25 protein-coding genes are annotated in these 24848 nt (G+C 37.5%); 1 reads left to right on the top strand and 24 read right to left on the bottom strand.

The genetic code is table 11. From position 1 onward, the window contains the following. Positions 1 to 36: 36 nt before the first annotated feature. From trmD to ACIQ7L_RS17410, 17 genes are all read right to left on the bottom strand, one after another. Positions 37 to 771, bottom strand: coding sequence for a tRNA (guanosine(37)-N1)-methyltransferase TrmD (trmD, locus tag ACIQ7L_RS17330; RefSeq protein WP_400570720.1), 735 nt, complete (start codon positions 769 to 771; stop codon positions 37 to 39). Beyond that, positions 771 to 1286, bottom strand: a complete 516-nt coding sequence (gene rimM, locus ACIQ7L_RS17335; protein WP_400570721.1) for a ribosome maturation factor RimM — start codon at positions 1284 to 1286, stop codon at positions 771 to 773. Before rimM ends, trmD begins: the two co-directional genes overlap by 1 nt. A gap of 120 nt (positions 1287 to 1406) precedes the next feature. Continuing rightward, complete coding sequence (locus ACIQ7L_RS17340) at positions 1407 to 1634, bottom strand: KH domain-containing protein (RefSeq protein WP_033664774.1); 228 nt, start codon at positions 1632 to 1634, stop codon at positions 1407 to 1409. A 14-nt stretch (positions 1635 to 1648) separates the two neighbouring features. Further along, positions 1649 to 1921 (bottom strand): 30S ribosomal protein S16, encoded by a 273-nt coding sequence (gene rpsP / locus ACIQ7L_RS17345; protein WP_000268751.1) that lies wholly within the window; start codon positions 1919 to 1921, stop codon positions 1649 to 1651. A gap of 101 nt (positions 1922 to 2022) precedes the next feature. Further along, positions 2023 to 3372 (bottom strand): signal recognition particle protein, encoded by a 1350-nt coding sequence (gene ffh, locus ACIQ7L_RS17350; protein ID WP_097895186.1) that lies wholly within the window; start codon positions 3370 to 3372, stop codon positions 2023 to 2025. 12 nt (positions 3373 to 3384) lie between these two features. Beyond that, positions 3385 to 3717 carry a putative DNA-binding protein gene (locus ACIQ7L_RS17355; protein WP_042979425.1) on the bottom strand — a complete coding sequence of 111 codons (333 nt, stop codon included), beginning with the start codon at positions 3715 to 3717 and terminating at the stop codon, positions 3385 to 3387. A 133-nt stretch (positions 3718 to 3850) separates the two neighbouring features. Then, positions 3851 to 4840 (bottom strand): signal recognition particle-docking protein FtsY, encoded by a 990-nt coding sequence (gene ftsY, locus ACIQ7L_RS17360; RefSeq protein ID WP_400570722.1) that lies wholly within the window; start codon positions 4838 to 4840, stop codon positions 3851 to 3853. A gap of 14 nt (positions 4841 to 4854) precedes the next feature. Continuing rightward, on the bottom strand, positions 4855 to 8424 hold the full coding sequence (gene smc / locus ACIQ7L_RS17365) for a chromosome segregation protein SMC (protein ID WP_400570723.1): 3570 nt from the start codon (positions 8422 to 8424) through the stop codon (positions 4855 to 4857). Positions 8425 to 8572: 148 nt separating this feature from the next. After that, the gene (rncS, locus tag ACIQ7L_RS17370) at positions 8573 to 9310 is read right to left on the bottom strand and encodes a ribonuclease III (protein WP_400570724.1); all 738 of its coding nucleotides are present in this window, start codon (positions 9308 to 9310) and stop codon (positions 8573 to 8575) included. A 59-nt stretch (positions 9311 to 9369) separates the two neighbouring features. Continuing rightward, positions 9370 to 9603 (bottom strand): acyl carrier protein, encoded by a 234-nt coding sequence (gene acpP / locus ACIQ7L_RS17375; RefSeq protein WP_000786062.1) that lies wholly within the window; start codon positions 9601 to 9603, stop codon positions 9370 to 9372. A 69-nt stretch (positions 9604 to 9672) separates the two neighbouring features. Next, on the bottom strand, positions 9673 to 10413 hold the full coding sequence (fabG, locus tag ACIQ7L_RS17380; RefSeq protein WP_400570725.1) for a 3-oxoacyl-[acyl-carrier-protein] reductase: 741 nt from the start codon (positions 10411 to 10413) through the stop codon (positions 9673 to 9675). Beyond that, positions 10407 to 11357, bottom strand: coding sequence for an ACP S-malonyltransferase (fabD, locus tag ACIQ7L_RS17385; protein WP_400570726.1), 951 nt, complete (start codon positions 11355 to 11357; stop codon positions 10407 to 10409). Before fabD ends, fabG begins: the two co-directional genes overlap by 7 nt. Positions 11358 to 11371: 14 nt before the next feature. Further along, positions 11372 to 12364, bottom strand: a complete 993-nt coding sequence (gene plsX, locus ACIQ7L_RS17390) for a phosphate acyltransferase PlsX (protein WP_400570727.1) — start codon at positions 12362 to 12364, stop codon at positions 11372 to 11374. Beyond that, positions 12361 to 12954: a transcription factor FapR gene (fapR, locus tag ACIQ7L_RS17395; protein ID WP_400570728.1), complete on the bottom strand. Its 594-nt coding sequence runs from the start codon at positions 12952 to 12954 to the stop codon at positions 12361 to 12363. The genes plsX and fapR overlap by 4 nt, the downstream gene beginning before the upstream one ends. 88 nt (positions 12955 to 13042) lie before the next feature. Beyond that, positions 13043 to 15091: an ATP-dependent DNA helicase RecG gene (recG, locus tag ACIQ7L_RS17400; protein WP_400570729.1), complete on the bottom strand. Its 2049-nt coding sequence runs from the start codon at positions 15089 to 15091 to the stop codon at positions 13043 to 13045. A gap of 298 nt (positions 15092 to 15389) precedes the next feature. Then, positions 15390 to 17066, bottom strand: coding sequence for a DAK2 domain-containing protein (locus tag ACIQ7L_RS17405; RefSeq protein WP_400570730.1), 1677 nt, complete (start codon positions 17064 to 17066; stop codon positions 15390 to 15392). Between the two features lie 22 nt (positions 17067 to 17088). Then, the gene (locus tag ACIQ7L_RS17410) at positions 17089 to 17451 is read right to left on the bottom strand and encodes an Asp23/Gls24 family envelope stress response protein (RefSeq protein WP_400570731.1); all 363 of its coding nucleotides are present in this window, start codon (positions 17449 to 17451) and stop codon (positions 17089 to 17091) included. Positions 17452 to 17829: 378 nt separating this feature from the next. Here ACIQ7L_RS17410 and rpmB point away from each other — a divergent pair, with 378 nt between their 5' ends. Beyond that, positions 17830 to 18018 (top strand): 50S ribosomal protein L28, encoded by a 189-nt coding sequence (gene rpmB / locus ACIQ7L_RS17415; protein WP_000124776.1) that lies wholly within the window; start codon positions 17830 to 17832, stop codon positions 18016 to 18018. Positions 18019 to 18087: 69 nt separating this feature from the next. On the opposite strand, the gene spoVM is transcribed toward rpmB, so the two are convergent. The 7 genes from spoVM to rlmN all read right to left on the bottom strand — a co-directional run bounded on the left by spoVM (position 18088) and on the right by rlmN (position 24848). Next, positions 18088 to 18168: a stage V sporulation protein SpoVM gene (gene spoVM / locus ACIQ7L_RS17420; RefSeq protein WP_001213600.1), complete on the bottom strand. Its 81-nt coding sequence runs from the start codon at positions 18166 to 18168 to the stop codon at positions 18088 to 18090. Between the two features lie 66 nt (positions 18169 to 18234). Next, positions 18235 to 18876, bottom strand: coding sequence for a thiamine diphosphokinase (locus ACIQ7L_RS17425; RefSeq protein ID WP_400570732.1), 642 nt, complete (start codon positions 18874 to 18876; stop codon positions 18235 to 18237). Between the two features lie 151 nt (positions 18877 to 19027). Next, on the bottom strand, positions 19028 to 19672 hold the full coding sequence (rpe, locus tag ACIQ7L_RS17430; protein ID WP_400570733.1) for a ribulose-phosphate 3-epimerase: 645 nt from the start codon (positions 19670 to 19672) through the stop codon (positions 19028 to 19030). A 2-nt stretch (positions 19673 to 19674) separates the two neighbouring features. Then, positions 19675 to 20556: a ribosome small subunit-dependent GTPase A gene (gene rsgA, locus ACIQ7L_RS17435; protein WP_400570735.1), complete on the bottom strand. Its 882-nt coding sequence runs from the start codon at positions 20554 to 20556 to the stop codon at positions 19675 to 19677. Between the two features lie 464 nt (positions 20557 to 21020). Further along, complete coding sequence (gene pknB, locus ACIQ7L_RS17440; RefSeq protein WP_400570736.1) at positions 21021 to 22994, bottom strand: Stk1 family PASTA domain-containing Ser/Thr kinase; 1974 nt, start codon at positions 22992 to 22994, stop codon at positions 21021 to 21023. Positions 22995 to 23002: 8 nt separating this feature from the next. Then, positions 23003 to 23755, bottom strand: coding sequence for a Stp1/IreP family PP2C-type Ser/Thr phosphatase (locus tag ACIQ7L_RS17445; RefSeq protein WP_400570737.1), 753 nt, complete (start codon positions 23753 to 23755; stop codon positions 23003 to 23005). A gap of 4 nt (positions 23756 to 23759) precedes the next feature. Beyond that, positions 23760 to 24848, bottom strand: a complete 1089-nt coding sequence (gene rlmN, locus ACIQ7L_RS17450; RefSeq protein ID WP_097895159.1) for a dual-specificity RNA methyltransferase RlmN — start codon at positions 24846 to 24848, stop codon at positions 23760 to 23762.

Raw genomic sequence — 24848 nt, forward strand, 5'->3', positions numbered from 1 at the left:
TGCTAGGCCTGTTGCAATAGAAAATATGTGAAGTTCTTACTGCTCTTCTTTAATTTGCTTAAGCCAAGTTTCTTCTTGCTTTGATAGCCTGCGTTCTTCAAGTAAATCTGGTCTACGCGTATAGGTACGTCGCAACGATTCTTTACGACGCCATTCTTCAATATTCTTATGGTTCCCTGACATAAGCACATCCGGTACCTTCATGCCACGAAAATCGGCTGGACGTGTATAATGTGGATGTTCTAATAAGCCTGTACTAAAAGAATCTTCCACCTGTGAGTTTTGATTTCCAAGTACCCCTGGCAAAAGACGTACAACACTATCCGTAACAACCATAGATGCTAATTCCCCGCCTGTTAATACGTAATCACCAATAGAAATCTCATCTGTTACAAGATGTTCACGAATTCGTTCATCATAACCTTCATAATGACCACACACAAAAATAACATGCTCTTCCCCTGCAAGTTCTTCTGCCTTTTTCTGCGTTAATCGTTCTCCTTGTGGACACATTAATACAACTCTTGGTTTACATTCTGTATCTTTCGTTAATTCTTCTACAGCATCAAAGATAGGCTGTGGAGTTAACACCATACCAGCGCCCCCGCCGTACGGATAATCATCTACACTGTTATGCTTACTTGTCGTATAATCACGAAAGTTTACAACTCTAAGCGATACAGCTTCTTTTTCTTGCGCTTTTTTTAAAATCGAAGATCCAAACACACCAGTAAACATCTCTGGAAATAATGTTAAAATGTCAATTTTCATTATAGCAATCCTTCCATTACATGAATGGTTACTAATTTATTTTCAACGTTAACTTGCAGCACAACATCATCAATGTACGGAATTAAAAGTTCTTGTCCTTTTGGACGTTTAATTACCCATACATCATTTGCACCAGGAGATAGAATTTCTTTTATTGTTCCCAGCTCTTCACCATCTTCTGTTACTACTTTACACCCAATAATTTCATGGTAATAGTACTCACCTTCAGCAAGTTCACCAAGTTGCTCTTCTGGAACCTTTAGTAAAGAACCTTTAAACTTTTCTACTTCATCTACATTGTTAAACCCTTCAAATGTCAATAAATCAAATGTCTTATGCTGACGATGAGTAGTTACTTTTACAGGAAGCGGAGCTTTCTCCTTATCATTCCATATGTATAATGTATTTCCTACTTTATATCGTTCTTCCGGAAAGTCAGTACGAGAAATGACACGGATTTCTCCCTTAACACCATGAGTATTTACAATTTTTCCTACGTTAAACCATTTTGTCATAAACAGCACGTCACCCCTGTTTTCTATATAATTTAAGCATCTCCATTCTATATATGGACAATGCAATTTCTCTTAAAATGTTAAAAAAGGGAGAGGAATAAACCCTCGCCCTTTTCACACCTATTGAATTTCCAGTGTAACTTTTTCATGATTATGATGTCCCACTGAATACAAGAGCATTCGAATTGCTTTTGCAACACGCCCTTGCTTCCCAATGACTTTTCCAACATCCTCAGGATGTACGGTTAATCGATACTTTATCTCTCCGTTGCAAAGTTCCTGTGTAACCTTTACATCTTCAGGATGATCTACAAGAGGCTTGACGATCGTTTCGATTAACTCTTTCATAGCCATTGCCTCAATTACTTACCTTGTTTAGATAAGTGGAATTTCTCCATGATACCTTGAGTAGAGAAAAGATTGCGAACTGTATCAGATGGTTTCGCACCATTTCCTAACCATTTTAATGCTGCTTCTTCATTGATTTTCACTTCAGCTGGTTGAGCAACTGGATTGTAAGTACCGATTTCCTCAATGAAACGTCCGTCACGAGGAGAACGAGAATCTGCAACAACTACACGATAGAAAGGAGTTTTTTTAGCTCCCATACGTTTTAAACGAATTTTAACTGCCATTTATAAAGCACCTCCGAATTTATTTCACACAGATAATTATATTAGCAAAAAGACTATTGCTTTGTAAAGTATTTTTTCTTAACAGAGCCATCTTTTTTTCCTTACATAAATGGAAACTTCAATCCACCTAGTCCCTTTTTCTTACCTTTTTGCATGCCAGTCATCGTCTTCATCATTTTTTTCATATCTTCAAACTGTTTGAGTAGACGATTAATTTCTTGTACGGTTGTACCGCTACCTTTGGCAATACGCTTTTTACGACTAGCATTGATTATTTCCGGTTGTTCTCGCTCTACTATTGTCATAGAACGAATAATTGCCTCAATATGCCCAATTTGTTTTTCATCAACTTGTGCATTTTTCAGCCCTTTAATTTTATTTGCACCAGGAAGCATTCCTAGCAATTCATCAAGTGGCCCAAGTTGACGCACTTGTCCAAGTTGCTCAAGGAAATCGTCAAGCGTAAACGAAAGCGTACGCATTTTCTGCTCAAGTTCTTTTGCTTTTTCTTCATCAACTGTAGCTTGCGCCTTTTCAATTAATGTTAGAACGTCACCCATCCCTAAAATACGAGATGCCATGCGTTCAGGATGGAATGCTTCAATTGCATCTAATTTCTCACCCATACCAGCAAATTTAATCGGTGTATTTGTTACTGCTTTAATAGATAATGCTGCACCACCGCGCGTATCACCATCTAATTTCGTTAAAACAACACCTGTTAAACCTAGCTGATCATGGAAGCTTTGTGCAACATTGACCGCATCTTGTCCTGTCATCGCATCGACAACTAGGAAGATTTCATCCGGGTTCGCAACTTCTTTCACTTTCGCTAGTTCATCCATTAGTTCTTCATCAATATGCAGACGACCTGCAGTATCAATTAAAACATAATCATGATGATCTTCTTTCGCTTTTGCAATCGCTTGTTTTGCAATTTCAACAGGACTTACTTGATCCCCTAATGAGAAAACAGGCATATCCAATTGCTTCCCTAATGTTTCAAGCTGTTTAATTGCTGCAGGACGATAAATATCAGCTGCAACAAGCATCGGTTTACGATTGTGCTTTTTACGAAGCAAATTCGCAAGTTTACCTGTTGTCGTTGTTTTACCTGCACCTTGCAGTCCAACCATCATAATGACAGTTGGTGGCTTATTAGCGACAGCAATTTTACTTTGCTCTCCGCCCATAAGTTCTGTAAGTTCTTCCTGTACAACTTTAATTACTTGTTGCCCAGGTGTCAAACTCTTCATTACATCTTGTCCGACAGCACGCTCAGACACACGCTTTACAAAATCTTTTACTACTTTAAAGTTAACATCCGCTTCTAAAAGAGCTAGACGAACTTCTCTCATCATTTCTTTTACATCGGCTTCGGAAACTTTTCCTTTGCCGCGGATTTTTTGCATCGTCTGTTGAAGTCGGTCGGCTAATCCTTCAAATGCCATATTGCCGCCCTCCTAATCTAATTTTTCGATAGCTTCAACAACTTGTTTCATTTCTTCATTCACATGCTCTTCTTCGCTGATTAGCTGTTTTAGCCTTGCAACAAGTCGCTGTCGCTCTTGAAACTTTTGAAGTAATACTAATTTCTCTTCATATTCTTCAAGCATCGCTTCAGTCCGTTTAATGTTATCATACACGGCTTGGCGACTTACATCAAATTCTTCCGCAATTTCACCAAGAGATAAATCATCTAAATAATAAAGCGACATATAACTTCTTTGTTTTTGCGTTAACAACGATTGATAAAAATCAAATAAATAATTCATTCTCGTTGTTTTTTCGAGCATGTTGGATCATCCTTTGTTAAGTGATTTCCCTTTACATGAATTAGTTTACATGGAGTATAAAAGAGTGTCAAGTTTTTTTCTTAACATCCTATATTTTTCATAAAAAAGAAGCGGAAGCCCCGCTTCTTTCACTTTATGCTTCTTCTTTTTCCACTAAGTTTGCAAACAAACCGTAAACATATTGTTCTGGATCAAATTGCTGTAAGTCGTCCATTTGCTCTCCAAGACCAACAAATTTTACTGGTACATCCATCTCATTACGGATTGCTAATACAATACCACCTTTAGCAGTTCCGTCTAATTTTGTTAAAACAATACCAGTAATGTTCGTTGCTTCGCGGAATGTTTTCGCTTGACTTAAACCATTTTGTCCTGTCGTTGCATCAATAACAAGTAATACTTCATGAGGAGCACCTGGAATTTCACGTTCAATAACACGTTTCACCTTTTCCAACTCTTTCATTAAGTTCACTTTATTTTGCAAACGTCCTGCTGTATCACATAGCAAAACATCTACTTTACGCGCTTTTGCTGCTTGAACAGCATCGTACATAACCGCTGCTGGATCAGAGCCAGACCCTTGTTTAATTACTTCTACACCAACGCGGTCGCCCCATACTTCTAGCTGTTCAATTGCTCCCGCACGGAACGTATCCCCAGCTGCTAATAAGACGGATTTTCCCTCTGTTTTAAACTTATGAGCCATTTTGCCAATTGTTGTTGTTTTTCCAACACCGTTAACACCAACGAATAAAATAACCGTTAATTGATCTTGTTGCATATTCATTTCATTACTAAACTCTTCGTCACCTTTGTAAATCCCTACTAATTTCTCTGAGATAACAGCTTGTACTTCTTTTGGATCTTGAATGTTACGACGCTGCACTTCTTCCTTCAGCTGATCAATAAGTTCCATCACTGTCGCAACCCCAACATCTGCACCAATTAAAATCTCTTCTAATTCTTCAAAGAAATCCTCATCGATTTTACGATAGCGATACACTAAATCATTTACCTTATCCGCAAATGAATTTCTCGTTTTTTCTAACCCTTGCTTAAATTTCTCTGTTACAGTATCAGTTTGTTTTGAAATCTTTTCTTTTAACTTTTTAAAGAAGCTCATTCTTCCCATCCTTCCTATTTGCTTGTCACTAGCTCTTCTCCATCATCCAAACGAACGGAAACAAGTTTAGATACACCTGATTCTTGCATCGTTACCCCATATAGTACATCCGATTCTTCCATTGTACCTTTTCGGTGTGTAATAACAATAAACTGCGTTTCATCACTAAACTTCTTCAAATACTGCGCGAAACGGGCTACATTCGCCTCATCAAGGGCAGCTTCCACCTCATCTAGTACGCAGAACGGAACAGGGCGTACTTTTAAAATACCAAACAGCAATGCAATTGCAGTTAAAGCACGCTCACCACCTGACAGTAAACCTAAATTTTGCAATTTCTTACCTGGCGGCTGCGCTACAATATCAATACCCGTATTTAATAAATCTTGCGGATTTGTCATTACTAAATCGGCTCTTCCGCCTCCAAATAATTCACAGAATACTGATTGGAACTCTGTTCGGATTGCTTGGAATGTAGTGGAAAAACGTTTTTTCATTTCTTCATCCATTTCCGTAATAACTTGGTGCAGTGTTGCCTTTGCTTCTTCCAAGTCGTCTCGCTGCTCTAATAGGAATGTATGACGTTCTGCTACACGTTCATATTCATCAATCGCACCTAAATTTACTGTTCCAAGCTCTTCAATGGATAATTTAATTAGTTTCACCTTTTTACGTGCATCTTCTGCAGGCATCGTCATTGTATATTTTAGTTTTGCTGCTTCAAATGAAATGGTATACGTTTCACGTAAATGTTGCAATCTATTCTCTAATTCTACATCGAGACGATTGATTTTTACTTCTTGATTGTTTAACATTTCTAAAATGTATTTATGCTTACCCTTCGTCTCTTTCATTTCACGTTCTAAATGGTCTATCCGCTCTTGCAAAGCTAAACGTTGTTCACGACGAGAACGAATTAATTCCGATGTCTGATTTCGATCATGCGCTTTCTTCTCAATCATATTCGTAATTTGCTCTTCGCCACTTGAATTCGATGTCATCTCTTGTTTTAAGAACGATAAATCTTCTGTTGTTTTTACAAGCGTTCGCTGCGCTTCCTCTTTTTCTTTCGTTAAGCGCTCCACTTTTTCTTTCTGGTTAGATAAACGTTGCTGCTTTTCTGCTGCTTGTACTTTCAGCTCTGTCATCTCTGTTTGAACTTTTTCTTTCGAAGAATGTTGCTCGCTTTTCTGCTTTGTTAAAGCAGAAATCTTTCCATCTAACTCTGCAATTTCTTTTTGAAGATTTGCTAAAATCTCTTCTAACTCTTCTTTACGTCCTTGTATTTTTACTTGCCCTTGTAAAAAGCCTTCTATTTCTAAGTCATAGATAGATAAGCGATCATTAATGCGATGCTCTTCTAACTCTAACTGATTAATTTCTTCTTTTAACTTCTGTTCATCCACACGCTCTTCTTCCGCGCTGTGACGCAGTTCGTTTACTTTCACTTCTTTTTCTTGAATTTCTTGCTTCAATACTTTCACAAAGTTTTCTAATTTAGATGTTTTTTCTTCCATTTCAGCAAGCTTCTTATTCCACTCTTCAAGTTCGCGCTGACGCCCTAATAAAGAAGATTTCGCTTGTTTTACAGCGCCACCAGTCATAGAACCACCAGGATTCACAACATCCCCTTCAACTGTCACAATGCGGTAGCGATATTGCAATTGCTTCGCTAACTCATTCGCCCCTCTTAAATCTTTTGCAACAACAACTGTACCTAATAAATTCGAAACAATGTTTTCATATTTATTATTGTACTGTACGAGTTCTGCTGCTACACCAATAAATGATGGATGTTGATTTACAATACGTAATTGATCGAATGATAACGATCTCCCTTTCATAACTGCCTGAGGTAAAAACGTTGCACGTCCATGCCTATTTTGTTTTAAAAAAGCAATTGCCTTGCGCGCGTGCTCTTCTGTTTGTACAACAACATGTTGCATCGCTGCCCCAAGGGCTATCTCCATTGCTACTTCATATTCTTTCGGTACGGTAAGAAGTTCCGCCACCGCTCCTTCAATCCCTTGAAGCTTACTTTCACGGGCTTTTAATACTTCACGTACTCCTTGATAAAAACCAGAATAATCTTCTTGCATTTCTTCTAGCATTTCTTTTCGAGAACGAGCTTGCTGAACAAATTGATACGCTTGATATAGCTTTGTTTCATTTTCACTATATTGCTTCTTGCATTTCTCAAGCTCTGCTTCTGTCTTTTGTATATTCGTAATAATGCTTGTGACTTTCTCTTTTGCTTGCTCGTAGCTCTCCACAAATTTCGCCTTTTTAGCTGTAATTTGCATACGCATTTGAACATACTTTTCATTTTCCTCATCAAGGCGCTGGTTTTTAGAATTTTGTTGTTTGAACTGTTCTTCTAGCATAGATAGTTCATTACGATTACTTGCTTGTTGATTTAAAAGTTCAATATAATCACCTTTTAAATGTTCAATTTGCTCTTCTAGATTTTCTGCATATGTTGACAGAAGCTTCTCATTTTCATGTAACTTCTGTTCTAACCCTGTTACCTGACTTGCAAATTTCATTAACTCTTCTGTACTTATTTCAATTTCGCCATCATAAGCATTAGATTTTTCTGTCAATTCAATAATTAACTGTTCAAGCTGTGCGCAATGCGTTGTTGCATTTTGTTTTCTTTCCTTCAGCAATTCACGCTGTCCTTCTAATTTTTCTAACTCTTTACTAGAAAGAAGAAGGACTTCTTGTAAGGAATCCACAGATTCATCAATTGCTTGCAATTGTCCACGCAATTCTTCAAGCTCTGCTTCATTTTTTTGTAAGTAGGTTGACATTTTTGCTTCTTCATCTTTATTGTGTCCAAACTGACTACGAAGCGTTTCCCATTTTTCATGTAATTCTTCAATTTCATATACAATGAGAGCTGTCTCTACCTTCTCTAATTCTTCTTTTTTTTCCAAATAATCTTTCGCAATGGAAGCTTGTCTCTCGAGAGGCTCTACTTGACTACTTAATTCATGAATGATGTCTTGCACACGATTTAAATTTTCTTGTGTTTCTGCTAATTTTCCTTCAGCTTTCTTTTTGCGGAGTTTATATTTTAATACACCCGCAGCTTCTTCGAATACACCACGGCGCTCCTCCGACTTACTACTTAAAATTTCTTCCACTTTCCCTTGGCTAATAATTGAGAAAGCTTCTCGTCCCATACCAGAGTCCATAAACAAATCAACAATATCTTTTAATCTACAAGATTGTTTGTTAATAAAGAAGTCACTATCTCCTGAACGGGAAACACGGCGCGTTACACACACTTCATTATATTCAATCGGTAAACGCTGATCTTCATTATTTAAAGTTAACGTCACTTCTGCAACATTAACCGCTTTTCGCGTATCACTTCCTGCAAAAATAATATCCTCCATCTTTGCACCACGTAATGATTTTGCAGATTGTTCACCAAGTACCCAGCGGATCGCATCAGTAATATTACTCTTTCCGCTTCCGTTAGGACCAACGACAGATGTTACACCTGGAACAAAATCAACAGATACACGCTCTGCGAAGGATTTAAATCCCGCTATTTCTAATCTCTTTAAAAACACGAAAGGCTTTCCCCCTATTCTCCGTTGTTATAGGCGCTGTCTATAAAAAACAAGCTATTGTACGGATTCATATTTAACTTTGTATTTCCAAATAAAAATAAAGTTTCATTCTATGCATAAGGAATCCCCCTATTTAAAGGGGGATTCCTTATGATTGTTCTTTTAATTTTTTCAACGCTTCTGCAGCAGCTTGCTGTTCAGCTTCTTTTTTCGACTTCCCACTTCCGACCCCTAAAGCCACACTATTTAATGTAACGCGTGACACAAACTCTCGATTATGAGCAGGTCCTTTTTCTTGCAAAATTTGATATTCAATATTACCGCTACCATCACGCTGAATCAATTCTTGTAGTTGACTCTTATAATCCATCACATGAGAAAAAGCACCCTCATTAATTTTTGGGTATACAATTTCTTTTAAAAATCCCCAAACTATATCTAATCCTTGATCAAGATAAAGGGCTCCAATAAACGCTTCAAAGACATCCGCTAATAAAGCTGGTCGTTCACGCCCACCTGTCATTTCTTCACCTTTCCCTAGTAAAACAAGGTTACCAAATGACAATTCATTAGCAAAACGAACAAGAGATGGCTCACACACAATAGCTGCGCGTAACTTTGTTAATTCTCCTTCGCTCATTGTCGGATATTTTTGAAACAGATACTGTGATACAGTTAGTTCTAATACAGCGTCTCCAAGAAATTCAAGACGTTCATTATCTTCATGTGGTTTTTTTCGATGCTCATTCACATACGATGAATGCGTAAATGCTTGAATCAATAATTTTTCATCTATAAACGTAATACCTATTTTTTGTTGAAACGTTTTAAAAGCTTCACGATATTTTGTTTCGTATTTTTTTTCTCTATATTTTCGGTACGGCATAGGTCCCTCCAGATATAAGCCGAGAAAGCCCCGCTAAAAAACGGGACTTCACTCAAACATTATAGATGACTCTCTATGTAAGTCACAGCATCGCCAACAGTAGCAATCTTTTCAGCATCTTCATCAGAAATTTCCATTTCAAATTCGTCTTCTAATTGCATTACAAGTTCTACTACATCTAGGGAGTCTGCGCCTAAATCTTCTTTAAAGCTTGCAGCTGGTACTACCTCAGTTTCTTCTACTCCTAAACGATCAACGATGATTTTTGTTACGCGCTCTAAAACATCTGCCATTGCATTCACCTCCCCTCAATTATTATATTAAATATTGTCCAAAAAAACTAGAAGAAATCGATTCTTTTATTACATTACCATACCGCCGTCAACATTTAACGTTTGACCTGTAATATATTTGCTTTGATCAGAAGCAAAAAATGTTACTGCATTTGCAATATCTTGCGCTTCTCCAAATTTAGCGGCAGGGATTACTTTTAACATTTCTTCTTTTATATTTTCATCTAATACATCCGTCATATCAGTAGCAATGAATCCTGGAGCAATTGCATTTACTGTAATATTTCGGCTAGCTAACTCTTTAGCTGATGTTTTCGTTAATCCAATTACCCCCGCTTTAGCCGCCACGTAATTCGCTTGACCTGGATTTCCTATCACACCAACGACAGAAGCGATGTTTATAATGCGACCATGACGTTGACGCATCATATAACGAGATACTGCCTTCGTACATAAGAAAACACCTTTTAAGTTTGTATTAATAACTGTATCCCATTCTTCTTCTTTCATACGCATTAATAAATTATCTTTTGTTACACCTGCGTTATTTACAAGAATATCAACTTGTCCAAATGTATCTGCAGTTTGTTTCACCATATTTGCAACATCATCAGCATTTGCAACATCTGCTCTTACTGTAATTGCATCTGAACCAAGTTTTTTAATTTCATCAACTACTTCATTTGCCTTTTGCTCATTACCAGCATAATTCACTACAACATTTGCACCTTGTTTAGCTAATTCAATCGCAACTGCACGGCCAATTCCACGTGACGCACCTGTCACTAACGCTACTTTACCTTTTAACATCCGCTTTCTCCTCTCAAACTTAAAATGGTATCATTCAATGTCTCTTCATCATAGATTGCATATACTTTTGCAGATGGAGCAATTGATTTCATAAGACCAGCAAGTACTTTTCCAGGTCCAATTTCAATAAACGTATCTACCCCTTGTTGTACCATACGTTCAATAGATGGGTACCATAAAACAGGCGAATAGAGCTGTTCAATTAGCTTTTCTTGAATGTCTTCACCGCGCGTAATAACGTCTGCCGTAACGTTTGCAATAACAGGAATATTTGCATCTTGAATTGTAATTTCATTTAAAACACTTTGGAATTTTTCAGCAGCCGGTTTCATAAGTGATGAATGAAACGGCCCACTTACTCGAAGCGGAATTGCTCTCTTAGCGCCATTTTCTTTTGCTCTTTGAGAAGCAATTTCTACTCCTTGTTTCGTTCCAGAAATAACAATTTGCTTCGTACTATTCATATTAGCAATTTGGACAGCGTAGCCTTCACTCGTTACTTCTTCTGTAACTTGTTTCAGCACATCTGGGTCTGCTCCTAAAATAGCTGCCATCGCACCTTCTCCGTTTGGAACAGCCTCTTCCATATATTCGCCGCGTTTTCTTACAGCATACACAGCATCTTCAAATGTTAACGCTTCAGCTGCAACAAGTGCACTATATTCACCTAAACTATGTCCCGCTACATAATCAGGTTTAATGTCGTATTCTTTCAAAGCTGTTAAAATCGCAAAACTCGTTGCCAATAATGCAGGTTGCGTATTTGTCGTTAATGTTAGTGTTTCCTGCGGCCCTTCAAAAATTAATTCTGAAAGGGATTCTTTTAAAACTTCATCCGCTTTTTGAAATACTTTCGCAACCTCTTTATTATTCCCTGCTAATTGTTTACCCATTCCAACCGCCTGTGAACCTTGGCCTGGAAAAAGAAATGCTAGTTTTCCCATTTCAAATCCTCCTTTTATTGAAGCGGCTCTTTCTCTATTACACTCGAAATTGTAGGAATTACTTCTTTCGCTACCATCTCTCTTGTTTGACGAATCGCACTGAAGATCGATTGATCATTAGAAGAACCATGAGCCTTAATGACAGGAGCTTTTAATCCAAATAATGCCGCCCCGCCATACTCTGAATAATCCATTTTATCTTTTAATACCATAAGTTTCGGTTTTAATACCGCTGCTGCTAATTTACTTGTAAACGAACTCATCAATTGTTCTTTTAGCATAGAGAATAACGCAAGTGCTGTTCCCTCTAATGATTTTAACGCCACATTCCCAGTAAAACCATCACATACAACAACATCCGCTACACCTTGCAATAAGTCTCTTGATTCAACGTTTCCAACAAAATGAATCGGCGCATCCTTTAACATGGTAAATACTTGTTTTGAAAGTTCATTCCCTTTGCCATCTTCTGTCCCAACATTTAAAAGTCCAACACGCGGATTTTTAATTCCTCTTACTTTTTCAGCATAAACAGAACCCATAACTGCGTATTGATATAAATGAATCGGTTTTGCATCGACATTCGCTCCAACATCTAGCATAACGAAACCTTCTCCATCGACCGTTGGCATTGTAGGGGATAAAGCTGGTCTTTCAATCCCTTCCATTCGACCTACAACAAACAATCCAGCGGCCATTAAAGCTCCTGTACTGCCTGCTGATATACACGCATCTGCTACACCATCTTTTACTTGCTGTGCTGCAAGTACCATTGAAGCTTTTTTTTTCCGGCGAACAGCTCTTACTGGCTCGTCCGTCGCTTCAATCATTTCGTCTGTGTGAAGTATAGTAATACGCTCTTCATTCGTTAAATACTGACGAATGTCCTCTTCTTTTCCTACTAATGTAATATGTAAATCTGAATATTCCTTAATAGCTTTCATTGCCCCTAATACAACTGCTTTTGGAGCATGATCGCCGCCCATTGCATCTATTGCGATTTTCATAAGTTGTTACCTTCCTCACTATAATTACTAGATCGATACATTTCAAAAGTGCCTGTAAAAACGAGTTCTTCTCCAACAAAGCTACGCACTTTGACAACCGTCCGTCCTTTATCATTCTCTACATCTTCAACGCGCGCCTTTGCAACAACACGTTCTCCTAATTTCACAGGACGAATGTATCGAATGGTAGACTTTGCAGTTAAAGCGAGTTCTTCATCAATAACCGCAACAGCTAGTGAGTTTGCTTGAGCAAACAAATGATGCCCACGAGCAATTTGATTTCTTTTAAAAACATGCTCTATCTTTACTTCAAAGATAGAAATTGCATGTCTATCTAATTCTATGTCAATAATTTCCCCAACGACTTCTTCTAGCGGCAAAGATTTCACATCTTCTTCATGTTGTTTCGTCGCTACATGTTTAATTCTCTCTCTTAACTCTGGAATTGATAATTCCATACGATCAAGACGAACCGTTTGTATGCTAACTTGAAACTGCTCCGCTAACTCTTCATCTGTTATGAACGGGTTCGTTTCTATTGTTTGTTTTAATAATACTTGTCTTTCTTTTTTACTTCTTCTTTTTTTCATACCGCACCATCCATTTTTATGACTAGGTACTAACAGTAGTATATAATCATTAAAAGTAGAATGCAACAAAAATTTTTACATTCCAGTTTTAATCGAGCTTTTCTCCTTGGAATACACCTGTTCCCTCAAGATACACACGAAGCGGTGCATACTGATCATTATGCCAAAATGCTTTTGAATCAACCAATATCGCTGCGTCTTGTCTAGCTGTTTCTAGCGCTCTATAATCATGTACCATATCAGCAACCTTAAACTCTGGCAGACCACTTTGCTTACTCCCAAAGAAGTCTCCAGGCCCTCGTAACTCTAAATCTTTTTCTGACAATACAAACCCATCATTTGTTTCAGTCATAATGCGCATGCGCTCTTTTCCTGTTTCCGATTTTGGATCCGCAATTAATAAGCAATAGGATTGTTCACTGCCACGTCCAACACGACCTCTCAACTGATGAAGCTGAGATAAACCGAAGCGCTCCGCATCATAAATAACCATAACAGTTGCGTTCGGCACGTTCACACCTACTTCAACTACAGTTGTCGAAACAAGAATTTGCACCACATTCTCACTAAATTGTTCCATTACCTCTTCTTTTTCCTGAGATGATAACCTTCCATGCATTAATCCAACTTGGAACTTTCCTTGATAATGGTGCATCAGCATACTATGTAAATCGATAGCATTTTGCACATCCAGTTTCTCAGATTCTTCAATAAGAGGGCAAATAACGTAAGCTTGTCGCCCTTTTTTCACTTCTTTCTCAACAAAACCAAGAACGCGATCTAACATATCGTGTTTTGCCCAATATGTTTCAATCACCTTTCGGCCCGCTGGCATTTCATCAATAATTGAAACATCCATTTCCCCGAATGCAGTAATTGCCAATGTACGTGGAATTGGTGTTGCTGTCATAAATAACACATCCGGGCTTTCGCCTTTTTCTCGTAAAACACGACGCTGTGCTACGCCGAATCGATGCTGCTCATCAGTAATAACGAGACCTAATCTATGGAAAATAACTTCATCTTGAATTAAAGCATGTGTTCCAACAAGAATATCTATTTCCCCTTGTTCTAATCTCGCTAAAATTTCACGGCGTCTAGCTCCTTTAACTGAACTCGTTAACAACTCGACATTCATATTAAAATGCGAGAATATTTCAGCGAGCGATTGATAATGTTGTTCAGCTAAAATTTCCGTAGGAACCATTAAAGCTCCTTGATAATGCGCTAATTTCGCTGCATAAAGAGCAATTGCTGCCACAACTGTCTTTCCGGACCCTACATCCCCTTGTAATAATCGGTTCATCCGATAAGGAGATTTCATATCTTTCATAATTTCATCAACAACTCGGCGCTGTGCACCAGTTAACGGAAACGGAAGTGCATCAGTAAACTCTTGTAATTCTTCTATTGAAATTTCTTTTTTCGTCCCTTTAGAATTTTCCCTTTCTATTTTCCGAAGCGTTTGCATCTTCAGTTGAAATAAGAAAAACTCCTCGTACACAAACCTACGACGCGCTTGTTTTAAATCTTCTTGTCCAACCGGAAAATGTAGTGCCCGAAGAGCTTCATAACGAGGTAACAACTTATAACGACTAAGTAATCCATCTGGCAATACTTCCGTTATCAGGTTGCCGTATTCTTTTAAAGCTTGCGCAATAAAGCGACGCATTTGCTTTACTGTCAATTTCCCTTTTACCGAATACACAGGCTCTACTTCTTGTTGACGTACAACTGGCCCAAAGTGGAGCTCAGATACAGAAATTGTTTGACGATGTTGATCCCACTTACCAGTAATCGTTACCGTCTCATCTAACTTTAACTTTTGTTTATAATACGGTCTATTAAAACATACAGCTGTAATTAAATAACGGCCAACAAGTACACGGACAGTAAGACGTGATTTTTGCTTCCCATAATATTGTAATAAAGGAGCACTATGCACTTTCCCTTCAACCGTCACACGCTCTTCGTGCTTCACTTCAGCCAAATCTCTCATTGCGTAATCTTCATAACGGTACGGAAAATGTTCTAACAGATGAGAAACTGTATAAATTCCCATCTCGTGTAATAACTCAGATGTTTCTTCTCCAATTCCCTTTACATCCGTAACAGGAACTTGTACAACTTCATTCAAGGTTTTCACGCTCCGTCACATCATTTTATTCTATAGATTACAGTTAACTTATACCTGTAATCGCTCTCTTCTACCTTATATATTCTATCATAGGCATTCTAAGAGAAACTACTCTAATCCCTGCATATACAAAGCAGGCGAATTAAATACGTAAGAAAAGAGCCTCACTATAGCAGCAAGGCTCTTTTCCATCATCAATATGCTAGCCTTTTGAATAAGAGCTAGGGACACATTTTATGTTACTAGCTCTTGCTCATTAGCAAGTAAATAATCAATTCCTTATAATAAAGAATTTTTATTATTCTACAGAAAAAATGAAAGAATACACAGGTTGGTTACCTTGGTGTACCTCTACTTCAGCATCTTCAAATTGCTCTTCTACAAACGCAACCAATTCAGCAACTTCTTCATCCGTTGCATCTTCACCTTGTAGAATTGTTACAATTTCAGAATCTTCGTCGATCATAGCTTCAAGTAATTGCTTCGCCGCACCTACTTTTTCAGCGTTTGTAGATACAATTTTCCCATCTGCAATACACATGAAATCGTCTTTTTGAATTGCTACACCGTCAATTTCCGTATCACGAACTGCATACGTAATTTGACCTGTTTTCACATGAGATAAAGCTTCTTTCATGTTTTCTTCATTCTCTTCTAACGTTCCAGTTGGATTAAATGCTAACATTGCAGCCATACCTTGAGGAACAGTTTTTGAACGAACGACAATAACTTCTTGATCTACAACTGATGCTGCTTGTTCTGCTGCCATTACGATATTTCCGTTATTCGGTAAAATGATAATTTTCTCAGCATTCGCTTCTTCAATCGCCTTCACGATATCCTCCGTACTTGGATTCATCGTTTGACCGCCCTCGATAACTTGCGTTGCACCAATGCTCTCGAATAAGTTTTTAATACCCGATCCCATCGCTACAGTTACGATACCGTATGGCTGTTTTTCTTTTGCCGGACTTACTTTTTCCGTCATCGGTGCTGGTTCGTCTAGTAAAGCAGTATGCTGTTCACGCATATTTTCTACTTTAATTTTAATTAAGCTACCGTAACGTTGTCCATAGTTCATCGCATCACCAGGATGTTCTGCATGAATATGAACCTTTACAATTTCATCATCCGACACAACTAATAATGAATCTCCGTATCCACTAATTTCTTCACGGAATTTTTGTTCAGAGAAATTATGTTCCTTTACTTTCTCAGGCTCTAATTTCACCATGAACTCCGTACAATATCCATATTTAATGTCTTCTGTACTCAATTGGCTTTGTACACTACGGTGATGCTCTGCACGTACCATTTCATTCATAGACGGCTGTGCTGGTGCATCAGAAGAAATTGTTTCTCCCTTTAAATCAGCTAAAAAGCCTTCGTATACAACAACAAGACCTTTACCACCGCTATCTACAACGCCAACTTGTTTTAATACAGGTAATAAATCTGGCGTACGATTTAACGATGCATTTGCTTCTTTAACAACGTCTTCCATAAACAAAACAAAGTCGCGCTGTTTTTTCGCAACCGTGACTGCATATTTACCCGTTTCTCTTGCAACTGTTAAAATCGTTCCTTCAATCGGTTTCATAACTGCTTTATATGCTGTTTCGACACCAGCTTCTAAAGCTGCCGCAAAATCAACTGTTGTTAACTCTTCTTTTTGCTCAATAGACTTAGAGAAACCTCGGAATAACTGTGATAAAATAACACCTGAGTTACCACGAGCTCCCATTAATAATCCTTTTGCTAAACTTACACCGACTTTACCAGCATGCTGTGAAGGATTTGCTTTTACTTCACGTGCGCCTGAAGTCATTGATAAATTCATATTTGTACCGGTATCGCCATCTGGAACTGGAAAAACGTTTAATGCGTCAACAAGCTGAACATTATATGTTAAATTATTCGCTCCTTGAATGATCATTTGTGATAAACGTTTTCCATCAATTTTTTGAATTGACACAGATTTTCCTCCTTAATGCACATTACAAGTTTATTACTTTAACTCCTTGTACGTAGATGTTTACAGAATCTACTGCTAGTCCTACCGTTTGATCTAATGTATATTTCACTTTTGTTTGGACGTTGTGTGCTACCTCTGAAATTTTTGTACCATAGCTCACAATAATATACATATCAATATGTACTTCATCTTCGTCTTTGCGAACAATAACGCCCCTAGTGAAGTTTTCTTTTCGTAAAATTTCTGTTAATCCATCTTTCAACTGATTTTTTGAAGCCATACCAACGATACCATAACAATCTACCGCGGCCCCTCCAGCAATCGTTGCAATTACCTCTGTACTAATATCAATTTGACCGTACTTCGTTTTAATTTCAATTGACATCTCGTTTCCCCCTTCATAAATGGTGAAAGTGAGCTAGACTACTTTAGTTACTATCATATAATCTTTTTAAAGAAAATTCCATCGTTCTTTCTTTTCGCTCTCATATTTTGCACTTATCATTACACTTTTTTTATGACGAGCAAAATAGTCCATTGTTATTATACAACATGTACTACTATAATATGTCAAGTGATTTTTCTTGATTTCTACTTTTCTTTACTGACATTTAGTGTCAAGTAATTTTTCTTGATTTCTTTTCTATACACTGTTGCATTCTCTTTTTAGTTGTGTTAAATTATAGTAGTGTTTTTAGCATCGCATAAAAGACTAACATTGAAAAATTACGTATGGTAAGGTAGTTAAGGGAGGGAAATATAGATGGCTCGTGTTTGTGCTATTACTGGAAGAAAAGCTCGTTCTGGTAACTCTCGTTCTCACGCAATGAACGCTACAAAACGTAAATGGGGCGCTAACCTTCAAAAAGTTCGCGTACGCATCGACGGTAAAGTTCAACGTGTTTACGTTTCTGCTAGAGCATTAAAATCTGGCAAAATCGAACGTGTTTAATAAAAAAAAAGAGCCACTAGGCTCTTTTTTTATTATCCCCATGGAAAAAGCACCGGTAATAGGTGCTTTTTAGTCCTTTTTAAAGGTATTTAACACCGCGCGAACAATTCCACCAAGAAATTTAGGTAACTTAATTGTATAAAATCTCATGGTTTCCCTCCTAATCCCCATTACTCCACTTGTTTACTATATGACGCAAGGAGCAAAATTGTTTCTTCAATCAGTGCTTCTTATCACCATTAATATGCCAGAAGTAAACGAAAAAGTACCTTTTTCCGCAAGGAGTTCATTACTAATACAAAGTGTCGATCCCCATTTAATTGTTTTATCTGTAAGAGGATATTTAAAACTACGAAGTGTAATACCATTTACACATTCAGTAACAGGTACAAAGGATACGTATGGAAATTGTTTATTTTCTTCAATTATATATGTACCCACGTCTCTCACAAATATTTCGTTTTTATTATCAACAATACACATTTCCGTACTTTCTTCCAAACCTTTCAAAAGCATTTGTATATTCGCTAGACCATGATCCAGCCTTCCACCTGTAGCACCAAAAATACGAATCAATTTCGGCTTTTGCTCCAGCGCCCAGCTAATCGCAATTTCTAAGTCGGTTTGATCTTTTTCACGCGGAACAATATGTAGCTCATCTGTCTGTTTTTGCATCCACGCTAATTCTTCCTCTGTAACTGAGTCATAGTCACCAAATGCAATGGTTGGTACGATTCCTCTTTGCAACAAACGATATACACCACGGTCAACCGCAGCCCATACTACTTCCTCATTTTCATACCGAGAGAAATCAGCACAGTACTCCTCAGGTCCTCCAGCTAAAATATGAATAATCATCTTTTCTTCCCTTTCTATAGAAAAAAGCAATCTGCCAGTCGGTAGATTGCTTTTTTTCACATTATCCCGTTCTAACAGGTCATGAAAACTTTTATCCCTACTGATTTTTAGTCCTCATCAATCGGGATAAAAGTTTTCTTACATCTATTCGTTATCCACGAATTACTCGAATTGCTTCACCGCGGTCTTTTTGATTGTATACTGCCGATCCTGCTACAAGAACATTCGCTCCAGCTTCTACACAAAGTCTCGCAGTCTCAGCGTTTACACCACCATCAACTTCAATTTCAATTTGTAAATTACGTGCCTTGGCCATTTCTGCAACTTGTTTAATTTTCGGTAATACAGAATGAATAAACTTCTGTCCACCGAATCCTGGATTTACCGTCATAAGTAATACCATATCAACATCTTCCAATACATGTTCAATCATAGAAACTGGTGTATGTGGGTTTAATACAACCCCAGCTTTGATGCCATGTGATTTAATTAATTGAATCGTACGATGTAAATGTGGACATGCCTCTACATGAACAGTAATAATATCTGCTCCAGCTTTTGCAAAAGTAGGGATATAGTTATCAGGGTTTTCAATCATTAAATGTACATCCAATGGTAAAGATGTAATTGGGCGAATTGCTTCTACAATTAAAGAACCAATTGTAATGTTTGGAACAAAATGTCCATCCATGACATCAACATGGATATAATCCGCTCCACCTTTTTCTACATCTTTAATTTCTTCCCCCAATTTTGAAAAATCTGCTGATAAAATCGATGGTGCAATTTTAATCATGACTAGTACCTCGGCTTTCTCTCTCTAATTTCTTCTACGAATTGTTTATAATGTTCGTAACGATAATGGGTAATCTTCCCTTCCTCAACTGCAGCTTTCACTGCGCACTTCGGTTCAGAAAGATGTGTGCACCCTCTAAATTTACAGTATTGACTCTCTTCTTTCAACTCTGGAAAACAATGTGTAAGATCTTCTACTTCTATATCAATAAAATCAAGTGAGCTAAAGCCAGGTGTATCTGCAACAAGACCACTTCCAACTTCAATTAATTCCACATGTCTTGTCGTATGCTTACCGCGGCCTAAATGCGAAGAAATATCGTTTGTTTTCAGTGCTAAATCTGGTCGTAATACATTCAACATAGAAGATTTCCCTACACCAGATTGTCCTGCAACCACTGAAACATAGCCTTCTAAAAACGGTTTTAAAATATCAATACTTTCCGATGTATTAATAGAAGTAAACAATACATCATATCCCATTTCACGATAATCATTTGCATAAGACTCAACAGTTTCTCGCATTTTTTCATCTACTAAATCCATTTTACTAATACAAATAATTGGTTTAATGTCATGATATTCAATTAATACGAGAAATCGATCTAGTAATCCTGGGTTAAAATCTGGTTCAACTGCTGAGAAAACAAGGATTGCTTGATCGACATTGGCAATCGGCGGCCTAACAAGTTCATTTTTTCGCTCAAAAACTTCTAGAACATAGCCCTCGTTCGGATTCTCCGCTTGAAAAACGACTTGATCTCCTACAAGCGGCGTAACTTTATTCTTTCTGAATACACCACGACCACGGCATTGTGTAATACCATCTTCATGCTGCACATAATAAAAACCACTCAAAGCTTTTACAATTTTTCCTTCTGCCATATAATTCTCCTTTATTCTATATAAAACTTTAATCAATGGTTGTTTCTTTACCTCATTGATTACGATTTAAACGAGATAAGCTTTTGTAAACAACTATTTCCAAAAATCATCACATGAATACTCCGCATCTATAAAGTAAAACTTTAATCAGTGGGTTTTTCTTCCTCACCAACGGAGCTTTTACGGACCGTTGAACCCCCACCTAACTTCTTTGTTTTCACTGAATTTTGAGGTGGGGGTCTTATTGCCCGCAAATAGCAGGATAAATAACTGCCTCATTCTGTTTACACTTTGCCTAATCTTCGTTCAAAACTTTATTTATATTCACGTCACTTTTATGGCTATTTTGAAACGTAAATTCTTGCCTGTTATACCGTCCACCATGTAAACAGCATAACAGGCAAGAGTAACAAATCCCATCCCCTATATAAAGAAGATGGAATCCACCAAATAGAGACTCATCCTTATCCGGCTGGATATGGTACTTCTTTATCAATGATTGTCGTTCCATCTCGAACAATCTTATAATGTCCTTTTGTTCCTTCTTGAATCACAAATTCCAAAGAAATAGTAGCAGATTCTGTTATTGTTCGAGTTTCAATTGGTCTATCCATTTTTTGCTGCATATCTTCTTTATAAATTTCAATTGTTTGTGGCTTTTTCTCACCTGTTACAGGAGCTTCATATGGAAGTGGAATATTATCAACTTTTACAGTCTTCGTTACTTTCGGCTTTGGTCCATCCGAAATAGTAACTGTTACTTTATCCCCTTCTTTTAACGGCACCCCTGGTTTTGGTGATTGTGAGATTACCAGTCCTTTCTCAATCGTATCCGAATATTCTCTTTTTATATCCGGAATCAGCTTCTTCTCATTTAAATAGCTATTCACACTATTCTCAGTCCATCCTGAAAAGTCAACAGGGAGAATTTGATAAGGACCTTTACTTACCCAAACTTTCACATCTTGCTCCGCTTCCACAACCATTTGATCTGCTGCTGGACTTTGTTCTACGATTTCACCTTTTGGTTTTTTGTCGTCAACATCGTATCGAACAACAATTTTATATTTCCCTTCTAATTCTTTCTTCAAACTATCAAAATCTTTTCCGATTAAATTACTCATTTTACTCTTTTTTTTCCCACCGGATTGATAGATTGTAATTTTAGAATTTTCCTTTACAATCCTTCCTGCTGCCGGACTTGTTTTAATTACTTTTCCAGCTTCAACATCATCTGTATAAACAATGTTTGGCTCAGCAACTTCAAATCCTTTCTCAACAAGAGCATTAACAGCAGTCTCATACTTCATACCAGACACATCTGGAATTTTCACATCTTTTGGGATAAAGAATCCTGGAATTACAGTAAGCGCTAACGTTGTACCGATTGCTAAAAGTAAAAATGTTGCAATTAGCACTTTCAACCATTTGTTACTTCGCTTTTTTTTCACATTTGGTTTGACTTCTTCATTTTTTATTTGTTCATCCACTTTGCTTCCATTCAATACGATTGTTTCATCACTTACATTTTCAAATAATTGTTCTTGTTGAATAATTGGAATCGCCTTCGTCGCTTCCATATCTTCAGGTATATAAAATGGTTGTTCGTTAATACGCTCTGGATATAGAGCTGTTTCAATATCCCTCTTCATCGCATTAGCAGACTGATATCGATGGAACGGATCTTTTGCAGTTGCTTTTAAGATTATATTTTCTACACTTTGCGGAATATCTGGATTCCAGCGTTTTGGAGATGGTGTTTCATTTTGTAAATGTTTTAAAGCTATCGCAATTGCCGACTCTCCTGAAAACGGCTGCCTTCCTGTTAATAATTCAAACATAACAATACCGAGTGAATAAATATCCGATTGTTTACTCGCTATCCCTCCGCGTGCTTGCTCTGGTGACAAATAATGAACCGAACCAAGCACTGAGTTCGTATGCGTTATCGTTGTTGCACTTGTAGCTGTCGCAATTCCAAAGTCTGTCACTTTCACAACTCCATCACTTCGAATCAGGATGTTATGTGGTTTTATATCACGGTGGACAATTTCAAAATGATGGGCATGCGCCATTGCAGCTGTTAACTGCTCCATAATATCAAGAGCTTCTCCTATAGGTAACATTCCACGCTGATTTATGTATTGCTTTAATGTTTGTCCAGGTACGTATTCCATAACAAGATAATAAATTCCATCTTCTTCCCCAACATCATACATATTCACAATATTTGGATGCGACAACGTTGTAACAGATTGCGCTTCTCGATGGAAACGTTTAATAAACTCTTCATTATTTGCATAATCGAGTCGTAGTATTTTTACCGCTACATCTCGGCCTAGTATATCATCATGAGCCAAATATACATTGGCCATTCCTCCGCCACCAATCATTTTCAGCAGCTTATAACGGTCGTTTAGGCGTTTTCCAATCAGCACGTTGTAATTCACCTACTTTCGTTTGCCGAATCCACATAATCAACAATGACAAGGGTAATGTTATCTTCTCCACCACGATCATTCGCCAATTGAATAAGATGTTCTCCCTTTGTCTCAAGTTGTTCGTTTAATTGCAAAATCCTTTGCATATCATCTATGGCAACTTTATTTGATAATCCATCAGAGCAAAGAAGCAATTGATCATTCTCTTCAAGCACTAATGTTTTAACGTCTAATCCGACTGTTTCTTCTGTTCCAAGCGCACGCAAAAGTACATTCTTTTTAGGATGATACTCTGCATCCTCTTTTGAGATTTCACCATGCCTAACAAGTTCATTTACAAGCGAATGATCTTCTGTGATAAGTGATATCTCTCCATCTGACACTATATAACAACGACTATCTCCTATATGTCCAATTGTTACAAAATCTGCCGTACAAATCGCTACAATAACTGTTGTTCCCATACCACTACACTCTACATGTTGCTTAGCGTATTCATATATGCGTTCGTTAATCATCTCAACCTTTGTATGTAACCATTCTTCTGCTTTTCTAGGTTCATTCATGTTATACGTTTGTTTCCAATAATCATGGAATAGTTGAATGGTCATCGAGCTAGCAACATCACCCGCTCGATGACCTCCCATTCCATCAGCTACTACAGCTAATATATCTCCATCCAAATTATGAAAAACTCCTGCACTATCTTCATTATGTTGACGAACTTTTCCTTTATCCGATAGAAACACGGCTTTCATCTTGTCACCTCGTCTCTTCTTTGCGCTCCTTTGCACGCAACTGACCGCAGGCAGCATCAATATCATGACCTTGTTCACGACGAATCGTTACATTCACTCCACGGTCTTTTAGCGTTTTTTCAAATAAGAAAATTTGCTCACGTGGCGTTCTCACATAATCGCGTTCTGGTACGTAGTTTACCGGAATTAAGTTCACATGACATTTTACACCTTTTAAGAGCTGAGCCAGTTCTTCAGCGTGCTCAACTTGGTCGTTTTCTCCTCCAAATAAACCATATTCAAACGTAATACGACGTCCAGTTCTATTTACATAGTATTTAATAGCTTCCATTAAATCCGGCAATTTATAAGCACGGTTAATCGGCATTAATTTTGAACGTAATTCTGTATTTGGAGCGTGCAGTGAAATCGCAAAGTTAATTTGCATATCTTCTTCGGCAAACTTATAAATTTTCGGGATAATTCCACTTGTGGAAACTGTCATATGACGTGCCCCAATATTGATTCCCTTCTCATCGTTAATAATGCGTAAGAATGCCATTAAATTATCATAGTTATCAAACGGCTCCCCAATTCCCATTACTACAAGAGAACTTACACGTTCTTCTGTTTCATCAAGCGCACGTTGCACTTCTACTACTTGCGCTACAATTTCTCCAGCTTCCAGGTTTCGCTTTAAACCACCTAGTGTCGATGCACAAAACGTACAGCCAATACGGCAACCAACCTGTGTTGTTACACAAATGGAATTTCCATATTCATGTCGCATTAATACTGTTTCAATGGAATATCCATCATATAATTGGAATAAAAATTTAATTGTTCCATCAGAAGATGTTTGTTTTACTAATGTATTTAAAGTAGTAATATCAAAGGAATTCGACAATTTATCACGCAATCCTTTAGAAAGGTTTGTCATATCCTCATAATTTTTCACACGTTTTTTATAAAGCCAATCAAAAATTTGTCCTGCACGAAATTTTGGTTCCCCTTGTTCCTTTAACCAATCTTGCATTTCATGAAGTTGTAAAGAATAAATAGATGGTTTTTTCATTTCTAAATTTTTCTTTTGTTTTCTTACAGTCGTTTCCAT

The organism is Bacillus sp. NPDC094106 (assembly GCF_044764345.1).
Taxonomy (GTDB): Bacteria; Bacillota; Bacilli; order Bacillales; family Bacillaceae_G; genus Bacillus_A.